Origin of the sequence: Nesterenkonia sp., assembly GCF_029265375.1 — a bacterium.
In the GTDB taxonomy this organism is placed as follows: Bacteria; Actinomycetota; Actinomycetes; order Actinomycetales; family Micrococcaceae; genus Nesterenkonia.
The window spans coordinates 1-21,790 of the sequence record NZ_JAJUJJ010000021.1 but is presented as its reverse complement, the minus strand read 5'-3'; the positions used below and the strand labels follow the sequence as shown (position 1 = coordinate 21,790).

Genomic DNA, 21,790 nt, shown 5'->3' with positions numbered 1-21,790 from the left:
TTATTCTGGAGGAATCATCACTCGCACGCCATCGGCGTGCCACGCACTGCTGCATCGAGGAGCACGACCATGACCGCTGCCGCGCCCGGGCACAGAGGGCCATACCCCTCCGGCATCTACGACCCCGAAGAGGACAACCGCCGCGCCCGCCGTCGTCGTACCCGGTGGATCATCGGCGGGGCCGTGCTGCTGCTCGTCGTCGCGCTGGTGCTCGCCGGTGCCTACCTGTTCTCGCTTCAGCGGGCCTACAACTCCAATGTCACCCACTTCCCCGAGGGCGACAACGCCGCCGGCCCCGGCGGGGACCCGGTGAAGCCTCCGGAGGAGGACCGCCCCGAGGACACTGACGCCACGAATATCCTGCTGCTGGGATCGGACACCGGCGGCGGCTCCGGGGAGAATGAGAACCTTCCCCGGGTGCCCGGAGGCGGCCGCAGCGACACTCTGATGCTGGTCCACATTCCGGAGGACCGTGATTCGATGCAGGTGCTCTCCATCCCGCGCGACCTGTGGGTGGAGATCCCGTACGGATACGGCTGGCACAAGGTCAATGCCGGGCTGGCGCTGGGCGGCGGCGAGGGGCCCTGGCTGACCGTGGCCACTGTGGAGCAGCTGCTGGATGTGCGCATCGACCATGTGGCGGCAGTCGACATGCTGGGCTTCATCGGGCTGGTGGAGGCGATGGGCGGAGTGACCGTAGAGTCCAGCTACCCGCAGTCCTTCACCACCAATGAGGGCTACACCTTCCACCCGGGCGCCCAGCGCATGGACGCCGAGCAGGCCCTGAGCTTCGTGAGGCACCGCCGCAGCTTCCCGGACGGGGATCTGCAGCGGATCCGGAACCAGCAGGCATTCATCCGCGGTGTCATCAGCGAGGCAGCCTCACCCTCCACCCTGGCCAATCCGCTGCGCGTCAATGACATGGTTGCCACCTTCGCGGAGCATCTGATCACCGATCCCGATCTGGACGCCAGCACGGCAGCCGGACTGGCCTGGGAGGCCCGCGGAGCCGTGGACTCCATCCAGTTCGCCACCCTGCCCAATGCCGGAAGCGGCTACAGCAGCGACGGCCAGTGGATCTTCTACCAGGACACCGCCGCCATGGAGGAGATCTCCCAGGCGCTGCGGGACGGCACGCTGAGCGACTACCTCAGCGAGTGATCCGAGCCTGCTGCAACAATAGGAGGCCGAAAGTCGCAGCATCGACGACGGCGTGAGGGGTTGACGTCAGTGAAGGGCAAAGTCAAAGGGGCGGCAGCGGTGCGACGCTGGTTCGCTCTGGGGCAGAGCGCGCTCGAAGAGCACCGGGGGCAGCTGAATCAGCTCAACGTGTTCCCAGTGCCGGACTCGGACACTGGGGCCAATATGCTCGCCACCGTGCGGACCTGCCGCCGGGCAGCTGACGACGTCGACACCGATGACCTGGGGGAGATGCTCGCCCGTGCCGGCGCCGAGGCGATGGCAGAGGCCTCCGGGAACTCCGGCACCCTGCTGGCGGTGCTCATCTCCGGGTTCGCCGAGCCTCTCCACGGCACCCAGCGGCTGACCGTGGAGACCCTCAGCCGGGGACTGCAGCGGGCCAGCCTGCGCGCCTGGTCAGCGCTCTCCCAGCCAGTGGAGGGCACGATGCTCTCAGTGCTCAACGCAGTGCGTGACCAGGCCAGCGCCCTCGCCGCCTCGGCGGCAGAGCTGGAGTCCCGCGCCGCCTTGGAGCAGAGCCTGCCGGAACTGGTCGCCGTCGCCCGGGATGCGGTGACCCGCACCGAGCAGCAGCTGCCGGTGCTGCGGGAGGCGAAGGTGGTCGACTCCGGCGCGGCCGGACTGCTGCTGATCCTCGACGCGCTGCGCGCCACAGTCCGCGGGGAGACCCCGGACCCCCACGTGCTGGACGGACTTCCCGGCTGCTCCGACGGCGACCGCCCGCACTCGCCCGCGCCTCCTGCCGGTGACCCCGATGCGGTCGAGCTGATGTGCACTGCGCTGCTGGACCCGTTGGGCGCGGCCTCGCTGCGGCACCGGATCGATGAGCTGGGCGAGTCGGTGATCATCACCCCGATCGGCCCGGTGGGGGAGGCGGCCGAAGAGGCCAGCGCGCCAGCCGGCGGTGCAGCCGGTGCCGGGCACGCCGAGCAGACCTATCGGTGGCGGATCCACGTGCATACTGCTCAGGCAGAGGCAGCGCTGCAGGCAGTGCGCAGCGCCGGGGAGCTGGAGTCCAGCACGGTGACGCCGCTGACCGGTGGGGACTGAGCACGCAGAGAACGTCCGAGGCCGAAAGGAGGCAGCAGCAGTGGAGCCGGTGCGCCCTGAGACCAGCTTGACCCGGGTGCTGGAGCCTGGGTCTGCCCGACGCCTCGAGCAGGGCCTGGGGTTCACCACGGTTCAGCAGCTGCTGGATCACTTCCCGCGCACCTACAGTCCGCACAACGCTCTCACCGGATTCAGCGGGCTGCGGGAGGGCGAGTACGCCACGTTCATCGCCCGGGTGGACTCGACGTCGCTGCGCCGCCTGCACAACCGGCGCACCGAGGTGCTGGATGTCACCGTCCGCGACATCTCCGGTGAGGAACTGAACCTCGGATTCTTCGGCGGACGCCAGTTCCAGCGCCAGCTGCGCGAAGGTGCGGTCGCGGTCTTCCAGGGCAAAGTGCGCATCTTCCGCGGGGAGCCGACACTGACCAACCCCAGCTTCGACGTGCTGACCGGTCCCCACGGGCAGGACGAGCCCGCCAGCACCGATCCCGAGGTCGGAGAGGTGCTGCCGCTCTACCCTGCCACCGCCAAGACCACCAGCATGTTCATCCACCGATGTGTGCGCCTGGTGCTGGACCAGGTGGACTTCAGCACCTGGCTGGACCCGGTGCCGGAGGCCGTTGCGGAGCAGGAGAGCCTGCCCAGCCTGGGCGAAGCCTATGAGATGGTCCACCGTCCGGCCACTATGGAGCAGCCCGAGCTCGGCCTGCGCCGCTTCCGGTTCTCCGAGGCGCTGCTGCTGCACGGCCTGATGGAGCGCCGCCGCAGACTGGCCGGTGAGCTGCAGGGCGTACCCGCGCCGGCGCGCACCGGCGGGCTGCTGGAAGCCTTCGACGCGCAGCTGCCCTTCGAACTGACCGAGGGTCAGCGCAGCTGCGGTGAGCTGATCGCCGCAGACCTCGCCGGGCAGCATCCGATGAACCGGCTGCTGCAGGGTGAGGTGGGCTCCGGCAAGACCTTGGTCGCCCTGCGCGCGATGCTGCAGGTGGTCGACGCCGGGGCGCAGGCCGTGCTGGTGGCTCCCACCGAGGTGCTGGCCGCCCAGCACCTGCGGTCCCTGCGCAAGGCCCTGGGGCCGCTGGCAGACCAGACTCGGACCGGACTGCTGGCCGAATCCGGCAGTCCGGGGCCGGTCAAGCTGACGCTGCTGACCGGGTCGCTCAGCGCCGCCGAGCGGCGCCAGGCGCTGCTGGACATCGCCTCCTGCGAGGCAGGCATCGTCATCGGGACCCACGCGGTGCTGGGGGAGAAGGTGCAGTTCGCCCAGCTGGGACTGGTCGTCATCGATGAGCAGCACCGCTTCGGCGTCAGCCAGCGCAATGCGCTGCGCGAGCGGTACACCCCCACCCCACACATGCTGGTGATGTCGGCCACCCCCATCCCGCGCTCCGTGGCGATGACGGCCTTCGGGGATCTGGAGCTCACCGTCCTGCACGGACTGCCGGCCGGACGCAGCCGGATCGAAACCCATGTGGTGCCCACAGTGCTGGGTCCGCGGTGGTCCGAACGCGTGTGGGAGCGCGTGGCTGAGGAAGCCTCCGCCGGCCGGCAGGTCTTTGTGGTCTGCCCGCGCATCAGCTCCCAGGACCGTAGCCAGGAGCAGATCCAGCGCCAGCTGCGGGACCGTTTCGGCTTCACTGACGATGCCGCGGCCGTCAGCTTCACCACCGCCCGTCCCGAGGGCAAAGTGGTGTGGGTGGACTTCCGCCGTGAGCAGGCGGTGGAGCACCTGACCAATGACGCATCAGTGGAGGCCCTGGCCCGGCACTTCGCCGAGCACCCGGCGCTGTCCAAGCTGCGCACCGGCACCCTGCACGGTCAGATGCCCGCCGCGGAGGCCGCCGAGGTGATGGGCGCCTTCGAATCCGGAGACCTGCAGGTGCTGATCGCCACCACCGTCATCGAAGTCGGCGTCGATGTGCCGGCAGCCAGTCTGATGGTCATCCTCGACGCCGACGCCTTCGGGGTCTCCACCTTGCACCAGCTGCGCGGACGCATCGGCCGGGGAAGGACCGAATCCAACCAGTGCCTGCTGGTCACCCGGCTGCCCACAGAGCACCCTTCGGCGCAGCGGCTCACCGAGGTGGCCGAACACACCGACGGCATGCAGCTGGCGCTGCTGGACCTGCAGCGACGGCGGGAAGGCGATGTGCTCGGCGCCGCCCAGTCCGGAACAGCCTCCACACTGCGGCTGCTGCGGATCGTCGACGACGCCGAGATCATCGAAGTCGCTGCGGCCCACATCCGCCGGCTCACCGATTCCGACCCCCAGTGGCAGAGCGCCCCAGCACTGTGGCGCGCGGTGGAGGCATGGAGGCTGGAGCACACCGGAGCAGAGGACTACGTCCATCAGAGCTAGCGCGAGCCGGCCCGGAATCAGGCCCGCCCCGCAGCAGAGAGGCAGCTATGGCACGCATCATCGCAGGCACCCATAAGGGACGTCGGCTGGCCGCTGTGCCCACCGATGGAACCAGGCCCACCAGCGACCGGGTCAAAGAGTCCCTGTTTTCCCGGCTGGAGGGATACAACGCCATCGACGACGCCGTCGTGGTGGATCTCTTCGCCGGCTCCGGAGCGCTGGGGCTGGAGGCGCTCAGCCGCGGGGCGCGCAGCCTGGAAGCAGTCGACCGGGCCGAGCCTGCGGTGCGCACCCTGCGGAAGAACGCCGCCGCCTTCGGCGAAGCGGTCACCGTTCACAAGGCCGATGCGCTCAAACACCTCTCCGCCCGCAGCGGCGAGCCGATCGAGCTGCTCTTTCTGGACCCTCCCTACCGGTTCAGCGAGGCCGAGCTGAGCTCCGTGCTCGCCGCGGCAGCTCCTCAGCTGCACGAAGCCGCCACCGTTGTCGTCGAACGTGACGCCAGAGCCCCGGAGCCGGTATGGCCGATGGGCCTGCGCCTCTTCCACAGCAAGACCTACGGCTCTACGCGCATCTGGTTGGCCGAACCGGTGTGACACCGATCAGCTGGCGCTCCGGAACGCCACAGACTTTCGGCACCTGTGCCGTCGTAGACTGACGCTCGTGCGCATCGTCTACATCCATCAGCACTTCAACTTCCCCTGGGAGCCCGGCTGGCAGCGGCCGTGGCAGTTCGCCCGGAGGCTGGCACGTGCCGGCCACGAGGTCACCGTCATCTGCGGCGGCCGGGAGAAGAAGGACGAGGTGCTCGAAGGAGTGCGCGTGCAGCGGCTGGCGGTGCCGTATGAGAACGCCATGGTCTTCCAGCAGCGGCTGCGCTCCTTCATCTCCTTCATGGCGCGCGCCTGCTATTTCGCCGCCGCGGAGAAGGCCGACGTCGTCTTCGCCTCCTCCACCCCGCTGACCACCGCGGTGCCCGGCATCGTGGCCTCCCGGGCCCGACGCGTGCCCTTCGTCTTCGAGGTCCGCGATCTGTGGCCCGAAGCTCCGGTGGCCCTGGGCTTTCTGAAGAACCGGAAGGCTATCCGCGCTGCCGAGTTCCTGGAGAAGCTGGCCTACCGCAGCGCTGAGCATGTCATCGCTCTGTCCCCAGGCATGGAGGCGGGCATCAAGCGGGTATGGCCGGCGGCCAAGACCACTGTGGTGCCCAATGCCTCGGATGTGGAGAATTTTGCACCCGGCCGGCAGCGGCGCCAGGAGATCCGGCAGCAGCTCGGGTGGGGCCCGGACGAGACGGTGCTGTTCTACGCCGGCAGCTTCGGAGTCACCTATGACGTGCCATGGCTGATTCGCCTGGCCGGTGAGCTGCATCGGCGCAGCAAGCCGGTCCGGGTGGTGGCCTACGGGGAGGGCGCCGATACCGAGAACTGCCGGGAGATCGCCCAGAGCTACGGGCTGGACCCCCTGCAGGTGCTGCCCGGAAAGATTCCGCGCACCGAGATCGAGCGCATGCTGCCGGCGGCAGATTTCGCCGTCTCCACGCTGGTGGACAGCCCGGCGCTGGAGATCAACTCGCTCAACAAGGTCTTCGACGCCCTGGCGGCCGGCCGTCCGGTGCTGTTCAACCACGGCGGCTGGCTGCCGGAGGTGCTGTGCGACCACGGTGCCGGATGGCGGCTCTCCCGGCTGCCCGCTGAGGCTGCTGAGCAGCTGATAGGCATCTTGGAGGCCTCAGACGGCTCGGTCCAGCAGGCCTCGGAGGCCGCCTTGGAGCTGGCCCGGACCGAGTTCGACCGCGAGCTGCTGTTCCAGCGGTTCCTGGAAGTCCTCGAATCCGTCGACCAGCGCCGGAAGAGCGCCGCCCGCCGACGCAGCCCAGCACGGCGCTGAGCGCCGGACCCGTCGCCCCAGCCCTGCGTTGAGTGCCGGTCCCCGTCGCCCCAGCCCGGCACTGTGGGCCAGTCCCCGCCGCCCAGCCGAGTTACGTGTCAGAAAGTGCCGAACTCACCCCGAAATGGCCTGAGTTTGGGCCCATCTGACACGTAAGTTCCGGCGGGCGGCGCCGCACCCGGTCGTCCCGCAGGCCAGGTAGGGTGTGAGGTATGCAGTCAGCAGTCTGTCCGGGATCCTTTGACCCGCTGCACAACGGCCACGTGGAGATCATCGCCCGCGCGGCGAACCTGTTCGACGAAATCGTCGTCGCCGTCTCCGCCAATATGCACAAGTCCCCGCTGTTCACCCTGGAGCAGCGCATGGATATGGCCCAGGAGACCTTCTCCTATCTGCGCGGAGTCACGGTGAAGCCCCTGGACAGCGGGCGGCTGCTGACAGACTTCTGCAAGGAGGTCGGGGCCTCTGCCGTGGTCAAGGGCGTCCGTGGGCCCCACGATCTGCCCTATGAGACCTCCATGGCCACTATGAACCGGCACCTGGCGGGAGTGGAGACGGTGTTCCTGACCTCCGACGGACGCTACTCCCACCTGTCCTCCACACTGGTCAAGGAGGTTCACGCCCTGGGTGGGGACGTCTCCGAGTTCGTGCCCAGGGCGGTGCACAGCAGACTTGCTGATGCCGGTGCCCGGGACCACACACGATAGGGTGACGCTATGAGCGCGAAGAGTTCCATTCGTAAGGCTGTGATCCCTGCTGCCGGGCTGGGCACGCGGTTCCTGCCGGCCACCAAGGCCATGCCCAAAGAAATGCTGCCGGTGGTGGACGAACCTGCCATCCAGTATGTGGTCGCCGAGGCCTCCGCGGCCGGCCTGGAAGACATCCTGATGATCACCGGTCAGAACAAGCGGTCCATGGAGGACCACTTTGACCGGGCCCCGGTGCTGGAGGCGACCCTCCAGGACAAGGGGGACACCAAGAAGCTGGCCGCGGTGCAGCGTGCCACCAATCTGGGTGATCTGCACTATGTGCGCCAGGGCCTGGCGCTGGGCCTGGGACATGCGGTGCTCTGCGGGCGCCAGCACGTCGGCAACGAGCCCTTCGCCGTGCTGCTGGGCGACGATCTCATTGACGCTCGCGATGAGCTGCTGACCACGATGCTGGCCACCCAGGAGGAGCTGGGCGGCTCTGTGATCGCGGTGATGGAAGTGCCGGAGGATCAGGTTTCGGCATACGGCGTGGTCGACGCCGGAGGGAAGGACAAGGAGCCCGGCGCGGATGTGGTGCCGGTGCACCGGCTGGTGGAGAAACCACCGGTGGAGGAGGCGCCGTCGAACCTGGCGATCATCGGCCGCTACGTGCTGCACCCGGCGATCTTCGACGAGCTGGAGCGCACCCCACCGGGCAAGGGCGGGGAGATCCAGCTCACCGATGCCCTGCAGGCTATGGCCACCCGGCCGGCGGAGGACGGCGGCGGCGTGCACGCAGTCATCTTCCGCGGACGGCGCTACGACACCGGCGATAAGCTCAGCTACATCAAGGCCGTGGTGACCCTGGCGGTGGACCGCGAGGACCTGGGCCCCGATCTGCGCAGCTGGCTCAAGGAGTTCGTCACCACCCTGTGAGGCAGCCGGCCCGACGGCGATGCGCTGATCCGGCTGCACCGTGGTAGGATAGTCTGCTGTGATACATCCACAGCAGAAGACTCTGCTGCAGGTGGACGTCAAGGAGCTCAAGGGAAAACCCGGCGCTCAGGAGACACTCTCCCGCACAGTCCCGACCCCGGCGGACTTCGCCACAGTACTGGTCGGAATACCGGAAGCCAGCGATCTGAATGTTCAGGTGCGCCTGGAGTCTGTGCATGAGGGAGTGCTGCTGACCGGCTCGGCCTCCGCGGAGGTCACCGGTGAGTGCGCCCGCTGCTTGGATGCGATCAGCTACCCGCTGACTGTAGACGTGATGCAGCTGTTCACCTGGGTCGACGAGACCGGTGGGGAGAACGACGACGGCGACTCGCTCGCCGTGGACGAGAACCTCATGGTCGACGTCGAGCCGGTGCTTCGAGACCTGATGGTCTCGGCCCTTCCGTTCCAGCCGGTCTGCCGTGAGGACTGTCCCGGTCTGTGCTCTCAGTGCGGATTCCGCCTGGAGGACGATCCGGAGCACGCCCACGAGCAGGTGGACCCCCGCTGGGCCGCCCTGGCGGGCCTGGCAGCAGAGCTGAACGAGAACGAGGAGCCCGGCGGCGAGCCGGACCCCTCGTGAGAGACTTGACCCTAGACTGACCGAAGACACTGTCCGACAACGAGAGAGAAGAGAGACACCGTGGCTGTTCCGAAGCGGAAGAAGTCCCGCGCCAACACCCGTCACCGCCGCTCGCAGTGGAAGGCCTCCGTGCCGACCCTGGTGAAGACGGTGGAGAACGGCCGTGTCGTCTACAGCCGTCCGCACCAGGCCAAGCTGGTGACCGACTCCGCTGACACGCCGCTGTTCTACGAGTACAAGGGCCGCAAAGTCGCCGACGCCTGATGATCTGACGGTCCGGTAAGGATTGGCTCAGACCGAAGACCTGCTGAAGAGTCTCGGGGTGCACATCGCCCCCGAGACTCTTCGTCTTGCCCTGACCCACCGCTCCTACGCCTATGAGAATGACGGCACCGAGACCAACGAGCGCCTGGAGTTCCTTGGGGATTCGGTGCTGGGCTTCGCGGTGACCGACTACCTCTACCGCACCTACCCGGATCTGCCCGAAGGTGACCTTGCCAAACTGCGCGCCGCACTGGTCTCCACCCGCGCGCTGGCGCGGATTGCGCGCAGCCTGAACCTGGGGCCGCATATCCGGTTGGGCGCAGGCGAGCTGCGCACCCGCGGCGCGGAGAAGGATTCCATCCTGGCGGACACCATGGAGGCGCTCTTCGGAGCCGCCTACCTCTCCACCAATACGGAGACCGCCCGGAAGCTGGTGCTGCGCCTGGTCACCCCGCTGCTGTCGGACAAAGAGGCCATGACCGCCGGCAAGGACTGGAAGACCACAATGCAGGAGATCGCCGCCGCTCGCGGGCTGGGCGAGATCAGCTACGTGATCTCCGACTCCGGACCCGACCACAACAAGTCCTTCGCCGCGACGCTGACCATCGGCGGCGCGGTCTACGGCGCCGGGTCCGGCAGCTCCAAGAAGGAAGCCGAGCGGGAGGCGGCGCGCGCCGCCGTGGAGGAGCTGATCGGCGTGCAGGGTGAGGCCGATATCCTCACTCTGGTGCTCGACCGCTACGAGCTCGGAACAAGCTGAAAGGAGCGCCGGTGGGTCAGATGGATCCGCACCGCCCCCGGCGGGCGCGCGGGGGAGTGGTGCCGGAAGCTGCTCCGGCTGCGCCGTCGCCGCGCCGTCGTCGTCGCCGGATCGCGGCCATAGTTGTGGCCGCCGTGGCGGTGGCGGCCGCCGTCGCCGTGGTGATCTCCCTGGGTTACCTCAGCCGGCTGCAGGGCACATTCGAGGACAACCGGAACGTGATCGAAGGCCTGGAGGACCTCGACGACGACACCGCCTACCGCACCCCGGAGGGGACCACCAATATTCTGCTGCTCGGCTCCGACAGCCGGGGCGACACGGAGCAGGAGTACCGCGCCATCACCGGCGAGGGTGGAGAGCGCTCCGATGTGATTATGCTGGTCCACATTCCCGAGGACCGTTCCGGGGTCTATGTCATGTCCATCATGCGCGACCTGTGGGTGGAGGTGCCCGGCCACGGCGAGGGCCGGATCAACTCCGCCTTCTCCGCCGGAGGCCTGGAGCTCGCGGTGGACACTGTGGAGGAGATGCTCTACACGCACATCGACCATGTGGTGACCATCGATTTTGAGGGCTTCTCCGATCTGACCACTGCGCTGGGCGGAGTCTATGTGGACAATCCCCGGTCCTTCTCCGCCGGGCAGCGCAACCCCGCCTTCTACCCGGAGGGCACCATCCGGCTGCAGGGCTCGGATGCGCTGCGATTTGTGCGCGAACGCAAGTCCTTCGCCATGGGCGACCATGTGCGGGTGGAGAACCAGCAGCTGGTGCTGCGCGCCATTGTGGAGCGCTTCCTCTCCGGAGATACGCTGACCAACCCGGAGCGGATCCTGGACGTGCTGGAATCCATCCTCCCGTTCATGAGTATGGACGGCAGCTTGGATGCCGACACGGTGGTGGGCTACGCCATGGAGATGCGCAATCTGCGCAGCAGCGACATCCACATGTTCACCATGCCGGTGGGCCAGAACCACGAGACTTCCGGCGGGGCGCAGGTGATCCTGCCGGACGAAGAGAAGATGCAGCTGCTGCAGCGCTCCCTGCAGCACCAGAACTTGGACGGGTTCATGGCCTATCTGGAGGAGAGCGAGGCCGCTGAGCAGCTGCAGGCCGACCGGGAGATCGGCGCCGGACCTGGATCCTTCACCGGCGGAGGCAACGATGCGCCCTGAGAACGTGTGGGTGCTGATCTGCACCTACCGCCGACCGGAGCAGCTGGGCGCGCTACTGGACTCGCTGCGGCGGGTGGATATGCCCGAAGGCACAGACCTGGAGCAGCCCCAGGTCATTGTGGTGGACAACGCCGAGCGGCCCAGCGCCGCTGAGGTGGTCAGGCGGGTGTATCCGCGGGCACGGTTCCTCCACGAGCCGCGGCCGGGTATCGCTTCGGCCCGCAATGCCTCGCTGGAGGCGGTGCCGGAGTCGGCTGAGGCGGTGATCTTTGTCGACGACGACGAGCAGGTCACACCAGGGTGGTTCACCGCTCTGCTGGCCGCCGCCGAATCGTCGGGTGCCGACGCGGTCTCCGGCCCGGTGCTGCCCCAGTTTCTTCATGGGGAGCCCGCATGGGTCGCTGAGTACGGCTATGTGCGGCGCACCGACTTTCCGACCGGGCCGCATCAGCGGCGGTTGGCCACCAACAACACGCTGGTCCGGGCCGAATGGTTCACCCGCCGCGGCTGGCGATTCGATGAGACCTTCAACTTCGCCGGCGGATCTGACTCCGACCTGTTTGAGCGGATGCTGCGCGACGGCGCGCGGTTCTTCTGGTGCGCCGAGGCGGTGGTCACCGAGCAGGTGCCTGCCGAGCGCGCCAGCAAAGAGTGGCTGCGCCGGCGTGCCGTGCGGGGAGGGCGCGTCCGCGCCATGAAGCTGCGTCGGCGCACCGCGGCTGTGCCGGCTGCGGTCCGGACCGCGGCGGAAGGGCTGGCCCGCTGCGGCTACGGATCACTGCGCCGGGCTGGCAAGCGGCTGCGCGGGCGGCCGATCACCTATACCGACGACTATTACCTGTGCGAGGGCCTGGGGATGCTGGGCAGCCTCACCGGCGCCGGCCGCGACGAGTACGGGCGGCCCGCCTGATCCGCTGGGCGGCCTGCGCCCCCCGTTCGGCTGCGGTCCCCGCTGCGCGGGCCACCTGTCCGGCCCAGGGACGCAGACCCTCCACCGAGGGGATCGACCAGCGGCCGAAGAACTGCATCGCCTGCGGAAAGCGCCACCGGTGCTGCTGCGGATCTCCGACGTAGAGCGCGGCGATCTCCCGCAGCAGCCCGGCCGCCTCCTCCCGCTCCGGCCACGGGGTCTGCTCAAACTTGTCCAAGTACCAGGTGACGAAGAAGTGCTCGAACCGCAGGCGGCAGAAGTCCTCCAGCAGACCGGACTGCTCCAACCAGCTTCGCTGAGCCCGCTCCCGGATCAGGGCCTTGCGGAAGTAGTCGACGCCGATGGCGTTGACCATCGAGCCCGGCACCTCGGCGTGATACCGGTAGGTCAGCTCCTCCACCGCGGCGAACCGGGAGGCTTCGGCGAAGACCTGCAGGAAGAACAGCGAATCCTGGCCCGCGGCACCGGGGACCTGCTGGATGCCGGTGGAGCGCAGCCAGGAGGTGCGCCCGACCCAGGCGCTGAGGTTGGTGGATCGGAACTTCGCTGCGCTCAGCGACTCCGGCCCGGCCTCGGCCACACCCGGGCGCACCCACCGGTGGGTGTAGTGGCGCAGATTGTCCACGTCCACGGTCTCCTCAGTGAAGACCCGCTGCTGATTGCCGATGGCCAGTTGGGCGTCCTGGTGCTGATCCAGCGCCTCGGTCAGCCTCCAGTGTCCAGGCAGCAGCTCGTCGTCGGGATCCAGGAACCCCACATAGTCGGTGAAGCTCAGCGCCAGCCCGGTGTTCCGCGCCACCGACGCCGATCCGCTGCCTCCCTCGGGACGGAAGTATGCGGTCACATTGGGGTGTCCTGCGGCCAGCTCCGCCACAGCCTCACGGGTGGCCGCGTAGCGGGAGCCGTCGTCGATGAGCAGCACGTGCATCTGATGGAAGTGCTCGGCACGGGCCAGCGAGGGGAACGAGCGCGTGCGCAGGTGCTCTCCGTTGTTGAACACCGGAACAATGATGCTCAGCCGCAGACGGTGCTCGGCGGCGGTGCGTCGGGCCTCCTCAGCCGCAGATGCGATCTCAGACTCCACCCCACGAGCGTACCTGCCGTGGGCAGCGGTGCGCCGAGTTGGAGCAAACGGTCTGGTGTTGGTAGAGTTCCTAGGTGCTTCGCGCGCAGCGGGGGTGTAGCTTAATGGCTAAAGCCCCAGCCTTCCAAGCTGGTTATGCGGGTTCGATTCCCGTCACCCCCTCCACCGCCGCGGCGCCGGTTTGTTCCGGTGCTGCCGCCCTCCGCAGACCTGGATGCGCTCCTGACCAGGGACACCATTGCTGCCGCTCTAGGGTGGTGCTATGACCGGCCGGCCCCGCATCCGATTCCAGATCCAACCCACCGTCTCCCATTACCGGGAGCCGCTGGTGCGCAGACTGCGCCAGTCCCGCAGCCTGGCCCTGGAGATGGTGGGGCGGTTCAGCAACAGCGAGGCGCAGCAGGCCGACCGCATCCAGTCCGCCTCCGCACGGACCCTGCAGCAGGTCACCGCACTGCAGACCCTCACCGCCGGACTGCTGTGGTGGGAGAAGGGCCAGGTCTCCGCCGTCTGGCGAGGAGGCTTCGACGCCTATGTGCTTGAAGGCAGGATCTACACCGTCTCCACCTGGGCCGCCGCCGTCGCCGGCCGCCTGCGACGCCGGCGCGTGCTGCTGTGGGGCCACGGCTGGAAGCGACCCGAGGGCGGGGCCAAGCGGCAGCTGCGGCTGTGCTTCTACCGCCTGGTCGACGGCCTGATGGTCTACGGAGACCGCGCCAAGGAACTCGGCATCAGCTACGGCGTGCCCGAGAGCAAGATCCAGGTGGTCTACAACAGTCTCTACTCAGAAGCCGACCTTCCCGATGCCGCCCGTGCTCGCGCCCAGGTGGCAAGCGCCGCGGCCGGCCGCCCCACGCTGATCTACTGCTCCAGGCTGACCACCCGGCACCGGCTGGACATCCTGGCCGAAGCGCTGCGCGACTGGCCGGAAGACCAGCCGGCCCCGCGCGTGCTGATCGTCGGCGACGGCGTCGAGCGGCCCCGGCTGCAGCGGCTCTTCGCCGAAGCCGGTGTGGAGGCGGAGTTCCTAGGTGCTGTCTACGAGTTCAGGCGGCTCGCCGAACTCTACTCCCAGGCCGACGTCGCCCTGTCCGTGGGCGGTGCCGGACTCAACGTGATCCAGGCGCTGGGCTTCGCGGTGCCGGTGGTGGCCGAGTCCGGACACCGGGACTCCAGCCCGGAGATCGAAGCCGTCGTCGAGGGCGTCAGCGGACGCTACTTCCATGGCGGATCGGCCGAGTCGCTGCGTGAGGTGCTCCACACCCTGCTGCAGGACCGCGAGCTGCTGGCCCGGCTGGGGGAGCGGGGCCAGCAGATAGTGCGCCGGCGCTACACCGCCGAGCGGCACGCCGAGGCGATCGAAGCTGCCCTGCACCACTTCCTGAGCCGCTGACCCGCGCAGGTCCGTCTTCTCCAGGAACTTACGTGTTGGAAGGGCCCAAATGAGCCCATTTCAGCCGGGAATTTGGGCCCATCCGACACGTAACGCAGGGAGGGGCCGACCACGCAGGGAGGGACCGGCCAGGCTGGGAGGGAGCCGGGCCGGCAGGGTGGGGAAGGGCCCACCTAGTCGCGCGGGGGGAGGATCATGTTCGTCATCCGCGCGGTGGAGAGCCGGCGGCCCTCGTCATCGCGCATCACAATCTCATGGACCCCCAGAGTGCGGCCCAGGTTGATCGGGGTGCAGGTGGCCCACACCAGACCGCTGGTGGCTGAGCGGTGATGAGTTGCCCCCAGCTCGATGCCCACCACATTGCGGTCCCATCCCAGGTTCCTCCGCACATGCAGGATTGTGGCCAGCGACCCCAGGGTCTCGGCCAGCACCAGGTGACCACCGCCGTGGAAGAGCCCCACATTCTGCTCATTGCCACCCACCGGCATCGTGGCCACCACCTTGTCCACGGTCATCTCGTGGTACTTCATGCCCAGCCGCAGCCCCATCGGGGCCACCCCGTGCGGGCCCATATGCTCCCACACGTCCTCCGGCACCCCGGCGGCGATCAGGCGGGCCCGGCGCTCGGCGTCGTCGGGAAACGGGCTCGGCTCACCCAGGGGAGGCGCGGCGGGGGTGGGCACAGTGGTCTCAGCGGTGGTCTCTTCACTCATGGACTCCAGCTTATCGGCGTCGGAGGGATGGAAGACGGTAGGCTGAAGGGGTGAGCAACGAGGGCAATAAGCTGCTGGTGGTCGATGGTCATTCGATGGCGTTCCGGGCGTTCTACGCGCTGCCGACCGAAAGCTTCCAGACCACCTCCGGGCAGTACACCAATGCCGTGCACGGATTCACCAATATGCTGCTCAAGCTCATTCGGGAGGAGCAGCCCACACACATTGCGCTGGCCTTCGACCTGGACACCCCCACCTTCCGGCACACCAGCTACACCGAGTACAAGGGCGGGCGCGAGAAGAGCCCGCCGGAGTTCGCCGGGCAGATCGACCTGATCAAAGAGGTGGCCGCCGCGCTGAACATCCCCGCCGTCACGGTGGAGGGCTATGAGGCCGACGACATCGTCGCCACCTATGTAACCCGGGCCGAGGCCGCCGGCTGGAAGACCCTCATCGTCTCCGGCGACCGCGATGCCCTGCAGCTGGTCACCGAGAACACTCACCTGGACTATCCCACCTCCGGAGTCACCAAATCCGTGCGGCTGGACCCCGCCGGAGTGGAGGCCAAATATCTGGTCCCCCCGGAGAAGTACCCCGACCTCGCCGCCCTGGTGGGAGAGAGCGCCGACAACCTTCCCGGAGTGCCGAAGGTCGGCCCGAAGACCGCGGCGAAGTGGATCGGCCAGTACGGCTCCACCCGTGCGGTGATCGAACACGCTGATGAGATCAAGGGCAAGGCCGGGGAGAACCTGCGCGCTGCCCTGAGCGATGTGCAGCGCAACCTTGAGCTCAACAAACTGGTCTGCGACCTCGACCTTCCGGTGGACCTGGAAGAATGCGTGCTCACCCCGCCGAACCGCGACGCCGTCGAGCCGCTGTTCGACGCGCTGCAGTTCAACCAGATCCGCGACCGGCTCTTCGAAACCTTCGCTGCCCGCTTCCCCGAGGCCGATCTGGCTGCCGAACCCACCGAGGCGCTGCCGCAGCTGAGAATCGCCACCACCGCCGCGGATCTGCATGAGTTCCTCCAGGCCCATGACCCCAAGGCGGCGCTGGATACCAACGACGACGACGCCGCTGAGACCTCGCCGCTGGCGCTGACACTGTGCCTGGACCGCTCCGGAGAGTCCCTGTCCACCAAGGCCAAGCGCGACGAAGCCGCTCGTGCCGCCGAAGCCCTGGCAGTGGTGCTGGTCCCGGCCAACGCCTCCGCCGAGGAATCGGTCACCGCGCTGGTGGTCTCGCTCACAGAGGCTGAGCCGGAGCTGGAGACCGCCCTGGCGGAGTGGCTGGCCGATACCGGCGCCCCGAAGCTGCTGCACGACTATAAGGACGCCGGCAAGCGCCTCGCCTGGCGGGGCCTGCCGCTGCGCGGAGTGGTGGAGGACACGGTCATCTCCGGCTATCTGGTGCAGCCGGACCGCAGAAACTTCGCATTCGCCGATCTGGTCACCCAGCACCTGGGCGGCTCGGTGGATCCCGGCGACTACATCGGCGGAGAGAAATTCCGCGACGGCGCAGAAGCCGAGGGCGGGCAGCTGGACCTGTTCATCGGACAGGACGTGATCCCAGGAGTCACCGAGGAGGACCTTGCCGGCGCCGCGGTGCAGGGGATGCTGCTGCACAGTCTCTCCTCAGCGCTGCACGCCGAGCTGGTGGACCGCAAGGCCGAGCAGCTGCTCTACGAGATGGAGCTGCCGCTGGCGGAGATCCTGCTGCAGATGGAGCTGACCGGCATCGCCGTCAGCCGCGAGCGACTCCAGGCCCTGGACGCCGAGTTCGAGAAGATGATCTCCGACTCCGCCGAAGCCGCCTACGCGGTGGTCGGTCACGAGGTCAACCTGGGGTCCCCGAAGCAGCTGCAGACAGTGCTGTTCGAAGAGCTCGGCCTGCCCACCGCCGGAGTCCGGAAGAACAAGACCGGCTACTCCACCGACGTGGAGACGCTGCAGGACCTGCTGGCCAAGACGCAGAACGAATTCCTCCTGCACCTGATGCAGCACCGGGACGCGTCCAAGCTGCGCCAAACCGTCACCGGACTGATCGAATCCATCGGCGACGACGGCCGCATACACACCACCTACGCCCAGACGGTAGCCGCCACCGGCCGGCTGAGCTCCCTGCACCCGAACCTGCAAAACATCCCGGTGCGCACCGAGTCCGGCCGCAAGATCCGCGACGCCTTCGTGGTCGGCGAGGGCTACGAGACCCTGCTGACCGCAGACTACTCACAGATCGAAATGCGGATCATGGCTCACCTCTCCGGTGACCAGGCGCTCATTCAGGCCTTCCGCGACGGCGAGGACCTGCACAGCTTCGTCGGTGCCCGCGTCTTCGGCGTCGGCACCGATGAGGTGACCGCCGAGCAGCGCTCCAAGGTCAAAGCCATGAGCTACGGCCTGGTCTATGGGCTCAGCAGCTTCGGACTCTCCAAGCAGCTGGGCATCGGGGTGGATGAGGCCCGTGAGCTGATGAACGAGTACTTCGAACGCTTCGGCGCCGTCCGCGACTACCTCCGCGATGTGGTCACCCAGGCCAAGAAGGACGGCTACACCTCCACCATCTACGGGCGACGGCGGTATCTTCCGGATCTGACCAGTGACAACCGCCAGCTGCGGCAGATGGCCGAGCGGGCCGCGCTGAACGCACCGATCCAGGGATCGGCGGCCGACATCATCAAGCGCGCCATGATCGATGTGGATGCCGCTCTGGCGCAGTCCCAGCTGTCCTCCCGCATGCTGCTGCAGGTGCACGACGAGCTGGTGCTGGAGGTCGCCCCGGGCGAGCAGGACCAGGTCCGGGACCTGGTGGTGGAGAAGATGGGCGCCGCGGCGGACCTCGACGTCCCGCTGGACGTCCACGTGGGCGTAGGCACCAGCTGGCACGACGCCGCCCACTGACTCTGGCTGCCCAGCCGCACCTCCCGCGGCGCCGCTGTGCGGGATAGGGTGTAGGGAGTGAGCACCGACTTCTCCCCGCAGCCTCCTGCCGCAGCACCGTTGGCCGAAGGTCTGGTCAGCAGGATGGTCAGCGGCAGCTTCGACGCCGACGGCACCCCCGACGCCGCCAGCGCGGCTTACACCCGCGCGGTGGAGCAGGGCTTCTACGACCGCTGGTTCTCCGATGAGCACCTCGAGCGCCTCCTGCAGGCGCTGGCCCCCGACGAGCAGCAGCTCCTCGGGGTCTTCCCCGACCCCGGCTTCACCGGACTGGAGCCCTGGGGCGAGTTCTACCACCAGCTGGGCTTCGGCCCGGACTACCCGGTGGGCACCTTCGTCGACTATGACAAGACGCTCAACGCCGGGGGAGCGGAGCCGCTGCCGGCGCGGCTGATCACCGGAGTCACCGTCAACCCGGCGTTCCGGCGCCGCGGCATCCTCACCCATATGATGACCTCCCGGTTGGCCCAGGCAGTGGCGGACGATATCCCTCTGGCAGCCCTGACCGTCTCCGAGGGATCCATCTACGGGCGCTTCGGCTTCGGGCCGGCCACCCGGGAGCAGAAGGTAGAGCTGAACACCACCGCCACACCCGACGGCATCCGCTTCCGCACCCCGCCCGCCGGCCGGGTGATTCCGGTGGACCCCAGCAGGAGCGAAGACGTCCAGAAGCAGACCTTCGCCGCGTTCCACGCCTCCACCCGGGGTTCGGTGGAGCGGCAGCCGACCTACTGGAAGCTCGGCACCGCGCGGTGGGACCCGGAGAACATCAGCAGCTGGAACCGCAGACTGCGGGCGATCGTGCATGTCAAGGACGACGGCAGTCTGGGCGGCTACGCCGTCTTCAGCTTCGAGGGATGGGACCAGCAGCCCCACACGATGACGGTGCGGGACATGATCACTGTGGACACGGAGTCGCGCATCGAGCTGCTGCGCCACCTGGGCCAAATGGACATGGTGGACAGGGTCGTCTTCCAGCACTCCTATCCGGTCCAGGACCCGGCCCTGCAGGCTCTGGTGAACCCGCGGGCCTGCCGCATCACAAGCCTGCAGGACATGCTCTGGGTGCGCATCCTCAACCCGGTCACCGCGCTTGAGTCCCGTCAATGGTCGGCCGACGGCGAGTTCAGCCTGCAGCTGACCGACCCGCTGGGCATCGCCGCCGGCACCTTCACGGTCTCGGTCTCCGGAGCTGTGGCGCAGGTGACCAGCGCCTCGCAGCCGGCAGCCGCTGAGGCAAGCACGCCCCAGCACTTCCAGATGGACATCGAAACCCTCAGCTCGCTCTACCTGGGCGATGCCTCCGTGCTGACACTGCGCGACGCCGGACGCATCACCGCCAGCGAGGACGCCGACTGGTCGGCCCTCAGCGCCACATTCGACCTGCCCACCCCGCCGTTCTGCGCCACTCACTTCTGAGTCCGCAGGCCGGCCGGTGCAGGTTACCGCTCTGCGGCCGGGCACACGGTTGAATCGCGTTGGTCCGGGAGTATAGACTGACCTGGCGCGTTCTGCGCACAGAGCTGGTGCAGCTTTCCCGGTCCGGCATTCGGGCCGGCGGCAGCTGATACTGACGTCTGCTACAGATCCCGCTCGAAGGTACGCGACCAGTTCGCGTGCGCTCAAGCGCTGTACATTTGTCCGCCGCTCAGTGCCGGACTTGGCCGCAGCGCAAGACCGTGCACTGACCCTACGAATAACTATCCATAATCGGAGCCCCTACTACATGACCACCACTGCAACTGCACCCGGTGCCCCCCAGGTCGCCATCAACGACATCGGAACCGAAGAAGAGTTCCTCGCTGCCGTCGATGAGACGATGAAGTACTTCAACGACGGCGACATGGTCGAAGGCACCATCGTCAAGGTCGACCGCGACGAGGTCCTCCTGGACATCGGGTACAAGACCGAAGGCGTCATCCCGTCCCGCGAGCTGTCCATCAAGCATGATGTTGACCCGGACGAGGTCGTCGCCGTCGGCGATCAGGTCGAAGCCCTGGTCCTCCAGAAGGAGGATAAGGAAGGTCGCCTGATCCTCTCCAAGAAGCGCGCCCAGTACGAGCGCGCCTGGGGCGACATCGAGCGCATCAAGGATGAGGACGGTGTGGTCACCGGCACTGTCATCGAGGTCGTCAAGGGCGGCCTCATCCTGGACATCGGGCTGCGCGGCTTCCTGCCGGCCTCCCTGGTGGAGATGCGCCGCGTCCGCGACCTGGCCCCCTACATCGGCCAGGAGCTCGAGGCCAAGATCATTGAGCTCGACAAGAACCGCAACAATGTGGTGCTCTCCCGCCGCGCCTGGCTGGAGCAGACCCAGTCCGAGGTGCGCTCCACCTTCCTCAACAAGCTCGAGCGCGGCCAGGTCCGCACCGGAGTGGTCTCCTCCATCGTCAACTTCGGCGCCTTCGTGGACCTCGGCGGAGTCGACGGTCTGGTGCACGTCTCCGAGCTGTCCTGGAAGCACATCGACCACCCGAACGAGGTCGTCGAGGTCGGCCAGGAGGTCACCGTCGAGGTGCTGGAGGTGGACATGGACCGCGAGCGGGTCTCGCTGTCCCTGAAGGCCACCCAGGAAGACCCGTGGCAGACCTTCGCCCGCACCCACGCTCTGGGCCAGATCGTACCCGGCAAGGTCACCAAGCTGGTTCCCTTCGGCGCGTTCGTCCGCGTCGAGGACGGCATCGAGGGTCTGGTGCACATCTCCGAGCTGGCCGTGCGCCACGTGGACCTGGCCGAGCAGGTCGTCTCCGTGGGCGACGAGGTCTTCGTCAAGGTCATCGACATCGACCTGGAGCGCCGCCGCATCAGCCTCTCGCTGAAGCAGGCCAACGAGGGCGTGGACCCCGACGCCGAGGACTTCGACCCGGCCCTGTACGGCATGGATGCCGAGTACGACGAAGAGGGCAACTACAAGTACCCCGAGGGCTTCGATCCCGAGACCAACGAGTGGATGGAGGGCTACGAGGAGCAGCGCGCTGCCTGGGAGGCCCAGTACGCCGCCGCTCAGGAGCGCTGGGAGGCCCACAAGGAGCAGGTGCGCAAGGCTATCGAGGCCGACGCCGAGGCTGCTGCCGAGGCATCGGTGTCCGGCGGCGGTTCCCGCCGCTCCGCCGAGGCCGCTCCCTCCAACTACTCCTCCGCCCAGCCGGCGGAGGAGGACGGCGGCACCCTGGCCTCCGACGAGGCTCTCGCCGCACTCCGGGAGAAGCTCACCGGCAAGTAACCGGTAGCTGATCACAAGCTGAACAGAAGCCGTCCAGTCCCTGGGGATTGGGCGGCTTCTGTTGCGTTTCGGCTGATCATAGGCATACGGTAGGGCACCGTCCAGGGCCGCCTAAGGCCTGTGTCGAACGCGAGAGGAATCTCATGCTCGAGAAGGTCCACGACCTGTTCAAGCTGCGAACGAGCCCGGTCATCTTCTTCGTATCGGTGGGCCTGATCGCCGCATTCGTCATCATCACCCTGCTGATCCCGCAGCAGATGGGAGACTTCTGGGGCGCCGGCTCCGGATGGCTCTACGAGAACCTCGGCTGGTTCTACACCTCCGGTGTCACCATCTTCCTGCTCTTCCTGCTCTGGATGGCCGTGGGCCGCTTCGGGCGCATGCGCCTGGGAGATGACGACGAGAAGCCCGAGCACAGCGACATCTCCTGGTTCGGCATGCTCTTCGCCGCCGGCATCGGCACCATCCTGATGTTCTGGGCCGTTGCTGAGCCGGCCAACCACTTCTACGACCCCCCGCGCGGCATCACCGCCGAGCAGGAGGT

General features: G+C 67.8%; 19 protein-coding genes and 1 tRNA gene. 18 read left to right on the top strand and 2 right to left on the bottom strand.

The window, feature by feature from the left end; translation table 11 throughout:
- The first annotated feature begins 69 nt into the window (after positions 1 to 69).
- The 12 genes from Q1K09_RS09455 to Q1K09_RS09400 all read left to right on the top strand — a co-directional run bounded on the left by Q1K09_RS09455 (position 70) and on the right by Q1K09_RS09400 (position 11,873).
- Positions 70 to 1,161, top strand: a complete 1,092-nt coding sequence (locus tag Q1K09_RS09455; protein ID WP_300345096.1) for an LCP family protein — start codon at positions 70 to 72, stop codon at positions 1,159 to 1,161.
- Between the two features lie 99 nt (positions 1,162 to 1,260).
- Complete coding sequence (locus tag Q1K09_RS09450) at positions 1,261 to 2,250, top strand: DAK2 domain-containing protein (protein WP_300345094.1); 990 nt, start codon at positions 1,261 to 1,263, stop codon at positions 2,248 to 2,250.
- 49 nt (positions 2,251 to 2,299) lie between these two features.
- Positions 2,300 to 4,612 (top strand): ATP-dependent DNA helicase RecG, encoded by a 2,313-nt coding sequence (locus Q1K09_RS09445; protein WP_300345091.1) that lies wholly within the window; start codon positions 2,300 to 2,302, stop codon positions 4,610 to 4,612.
- The gene (gene rsmD / locus Q1K09_RS09440) at positions 4,564 to 5,208 is read left to right on the top strand and encodes a 16S rRNA (guanine(966)-N(2))-methyltransferase RsmD (RefSeq protein ID WP_300345089.1); all 645 of its coding nucleotides are present in this window, start codon (positions 4,564 to 4,566) and stop codon (positions 5,206 to 5,208) included. Before Q1K09_RS09445 ends, rsmD begins: the two co-directional genes overlap by 49 nt.
- A 67-nt stretch (positions 5,209 to 5,275) precedes the next feature.
- Positions 5,276 to 6,502 carry a glycosyltransferase family 4 protein gene (locus tag Q1K09_RS09435; protein ID WP_300345086.1) on the top strand — a complete coding sequence of 409 codons (1,227 nt, stop codon included), beginning with the start codon at positions 5,276 to 5,278 and terminating at the stop codon, positions 6,500 to 6,502.
- Positions 6,503 to 6,714: 212 nt separating this feature from the next.
- Complete coding sequence (coaD, locus tag Q1K09_RS09430; RefSeq protein WP_300345084.1) at positions 6,715 to 7,209, top strand: pantetheine-phosphate adenylyltransferase; 495 nt, start codon at positions 6,715 to 6,717, stop codon at positions 7,207 to 7,209.
- A 9-nt stretch (positions 7,210 to 7,218) separates the two neighbouring features.
- On the top strand, positions 7,219 to 8,127 hold the full coding sequence (gene galU / locus Q1K09_RS09425; protein WP_300345081.1) for a UTP--glucose-1-phosphate uridylyltransferase GalU: 909 nt from the start codon (positions 7,219 to 7,221) through the stop codon (positions 8,125 to 8,127).
- Between the two features lie 61 nt (positions 8,128 to 8,188).
- The gene (locus tag Q1K09_RS09420; protein ID WP_300345148.1) at positions 8,189 to 8,767 is read left to right on the top strand and encodes a YceD family protein; all 579 of its coding nucleotides are present in this window, start codon (positions 8,189 to 8,191) and stop codon (positions 8,765 to 8,767) included.
- A 60-nt stretch (positions 8,768 to 8,827) separates the two neighbouring features.
- A complete protein-coding gene (rpmF, locus tag Q1K09_RS09415) occupies positions 8,828 to 9,031 on the top strand; it encodes a 50S ribosomal protein L32 (protein WP_300345078.1) in 204 nt (67 codons plus the stop codon).
- A 58-nt stretch (positions 9,032 to 9,089) separates the two neighbouring features.
- Entirely contained in the window at positions 9,090 to 9,791 is a 702-nt protein-coding gene (rnc, locus tag Q1K09_RS09410; RefSeq protein WP_300345076.1) for a ribonuclease III, read from the top strand.
- Between the two features lie 20 nt (positions 9,792 to 9,811).
- The gene (locus Q1K09_RS09405; RefSeq protein ID WP_300345146.1) at positions 9,812 to 10,963 is read left to right on the top strand and encodes an LCP family protein; all 1,152 of its coding nucleotides are present in this window, start codon (positions 9,812 to 9,814) and stop codon (positions 10,961 to 10,963) included.
- Positions 10,953 to 11,873, top strand: a complete 921-nt coding sequence (locus Q1K09_RS09400; protein ID WP_300345073.1) for a glycosyltransferase family 2 protein — start codon at positions 10,953 to 10,955, stop codon at positions 11,871 to 11,873. Before Q1K09_RS09405 ends, Q1K09_RS09400 begins: the two co-directional genes overlap by 11 nt.
- Here the strand turns inward: Q1K09_RS09400 and Q1K09_RS09395 are convergent.
- Entirely contained in the window at positions 11,833 to 12,978 is a 1,146-nt protein-coding gene (locus Q1K09_RS09395; protein WP_300345070.1) for a glycosyltransferase family 2 protein, read from the bottom strand. The two genes, Q1K09_RS09400 and Q1K09_RS09395, sit on opposite strands and share 41 nt — an antisense overlap.
- Positions 12,979 to 13,068: 90 nt before the next feature.
- Between Q1K09_RS09395 and Q1K09_RS09390 the strand changes: the two genes are divergently transcribed.
- Positions 13,069 to 13,143 (top strand) — tRNA-Gly (locus Q1K09_RS09390).
- A 97-nt stretch (positions 13,144 to 13,240) separates the two neighbouring features.
- A complete protein-coding gene (locus Q1K09_RS09385) occupies positions 13,241 to 14,371 on the top strand; it encodes a glycosyltransferase family 4 protein (RefSeq protein ID WP_300345068.1) in 1,131 nt (376 codons plus the stop codon).
- 173 nt (positions 14,372 to 14,544) lie between these two features.
- On the opposite strand, the gene Q1K09_RS09380 is transcribed toward Q1K09_RS09385, so the two are convergent.
- Positions 14,545 to 15,084, bottom strand: coding sequence for a hotdog fold thioesterase (locus Q1K09_RS09380; RefSeq protein ID WP_300345065.1), 540 nt, complete (start codon positions 15,082 to 15,084; stop codon positions 14,545 to 14,547).
- 50 nt (positions 15,085 to 15,134) lie between these two features.
- On the opposite strand from Q1K09_RS09380, the gene polA reads away from it, so the two are divergent.
- From polA to Q1K09_RS09360, 4 genes are all read left to right on the top strand, one after another.
- On the top strand, positions 15,135 to 17,984 hold the full coding sequence (gene polA, locus Q1K09_RS09375) for a DNA polymerase I (RefSeq protein WP_300345062.1): 2,850 nt from the start codon (positions 15,135 to 15,137) through the stop codon (positions 17,982 to 17,984).
- Positions 17,985 to 18,041: 57 nt separating this feature from the next.
- Positions 18,042 to 19,442: a GNAT family N-acetyltransferase gene (locus Q1K09_RS09370; RefSeq protein ID WP_300345060.1), complete on the top strand. Its 1,401-nt coding sequence runs from the start codon at positions 18,042 to 18,044 to the stop codon at positions 19,440 to 19,442.
- A gap of 307 nt (positions 19,443 to 19,749) precedes the next feature.
- The gene (rpsA, locus tag Q1K09_RS09365; protein WP_300345057.1) at positions 19,750 to 21,246 is read left to right on the top strand and encodes a 30S ribosomal protein S1; all 1,497 of its coding nucleotides are present in this window, start codon (positions 19,750 to 19,752) and stop codon (positions 21,244 to 21,246) included.
- A 143-nt stretch (positions 21,247 to 21,389) separates the two neighbouring features.
- Positions 21,390 to 21,790, top strand: a 401-nt coding sequence (locus tag Q1K09_RS09360; RefSeq protein ID WP_300345056.1) for a BCCT family transporter, incomplete at its 3' end; no start/stop codon positions are given.

Bases quoted from the DNA above. Each gene is read 5' to 3' on its own strand.
- Q1K09_RS09455 (WP_300345096.1), top strand. From the start codon at position 70: ATGACCGCTGCCGCGCCCGGGCACAGAGGGCCATACCCCTCCGGCATC.
- rsmD (WP_300345089.1), top strand. From the start codon at position 4,564: ATGGAGGCTGGAGCACACCGGAGCAGAGGACTACGTCCATCAGAGCTA.
- coaD (WP_300345084.1), top strand. From the start codon at position 6,715: ATGCAGTCAGCAGTCTGTCCGGGATCCTTTGACCCGCTGCACAACGGC.
- galU (WP_300345081.1), top strand. From the start codon at position 7,219: ATGAGCGCGAAGAGTTCCATTCGTAAGGCTGTGATCCCTGCTGCCGGG.
- Q1K09_RS09405 (WP_300345146.1), top strand. From the start codon at position 9,812: ATGGATCCGCACCGCCCCCGGCGGGCGCGCGGGGGAGTGGTGCCGGAA.
- Q1K09_RS09400 (WP_300345073.1), top strand. From the start codon at position 10,953: ATGCGCCCTGAGAACGTGTGGGTGCTGATCTGCACCTACCGCCGACCG.
- Q1K09_RS09385 (WP_300345068.1), top strand. From the start codon at position 13,241: ATGACCGGCCGGCCCCGCATCCGATTCCAGATCCAACCCACCGTCTCC.
- Q1K09_RS09380 (WP_300345065.1), bottom strand. From the start codon at position 15,084: ATGAGTGAAGAGACCACCGCTGAGACCACTGTGCCCACCCCCGCCGCG.
- rpsA (WP_300345057.1), top strand. From the start codon at position 19,750: ATGACCACCACTGCAACTGCACCCGGTGCCCCCCAGGTCGCCATCAAC.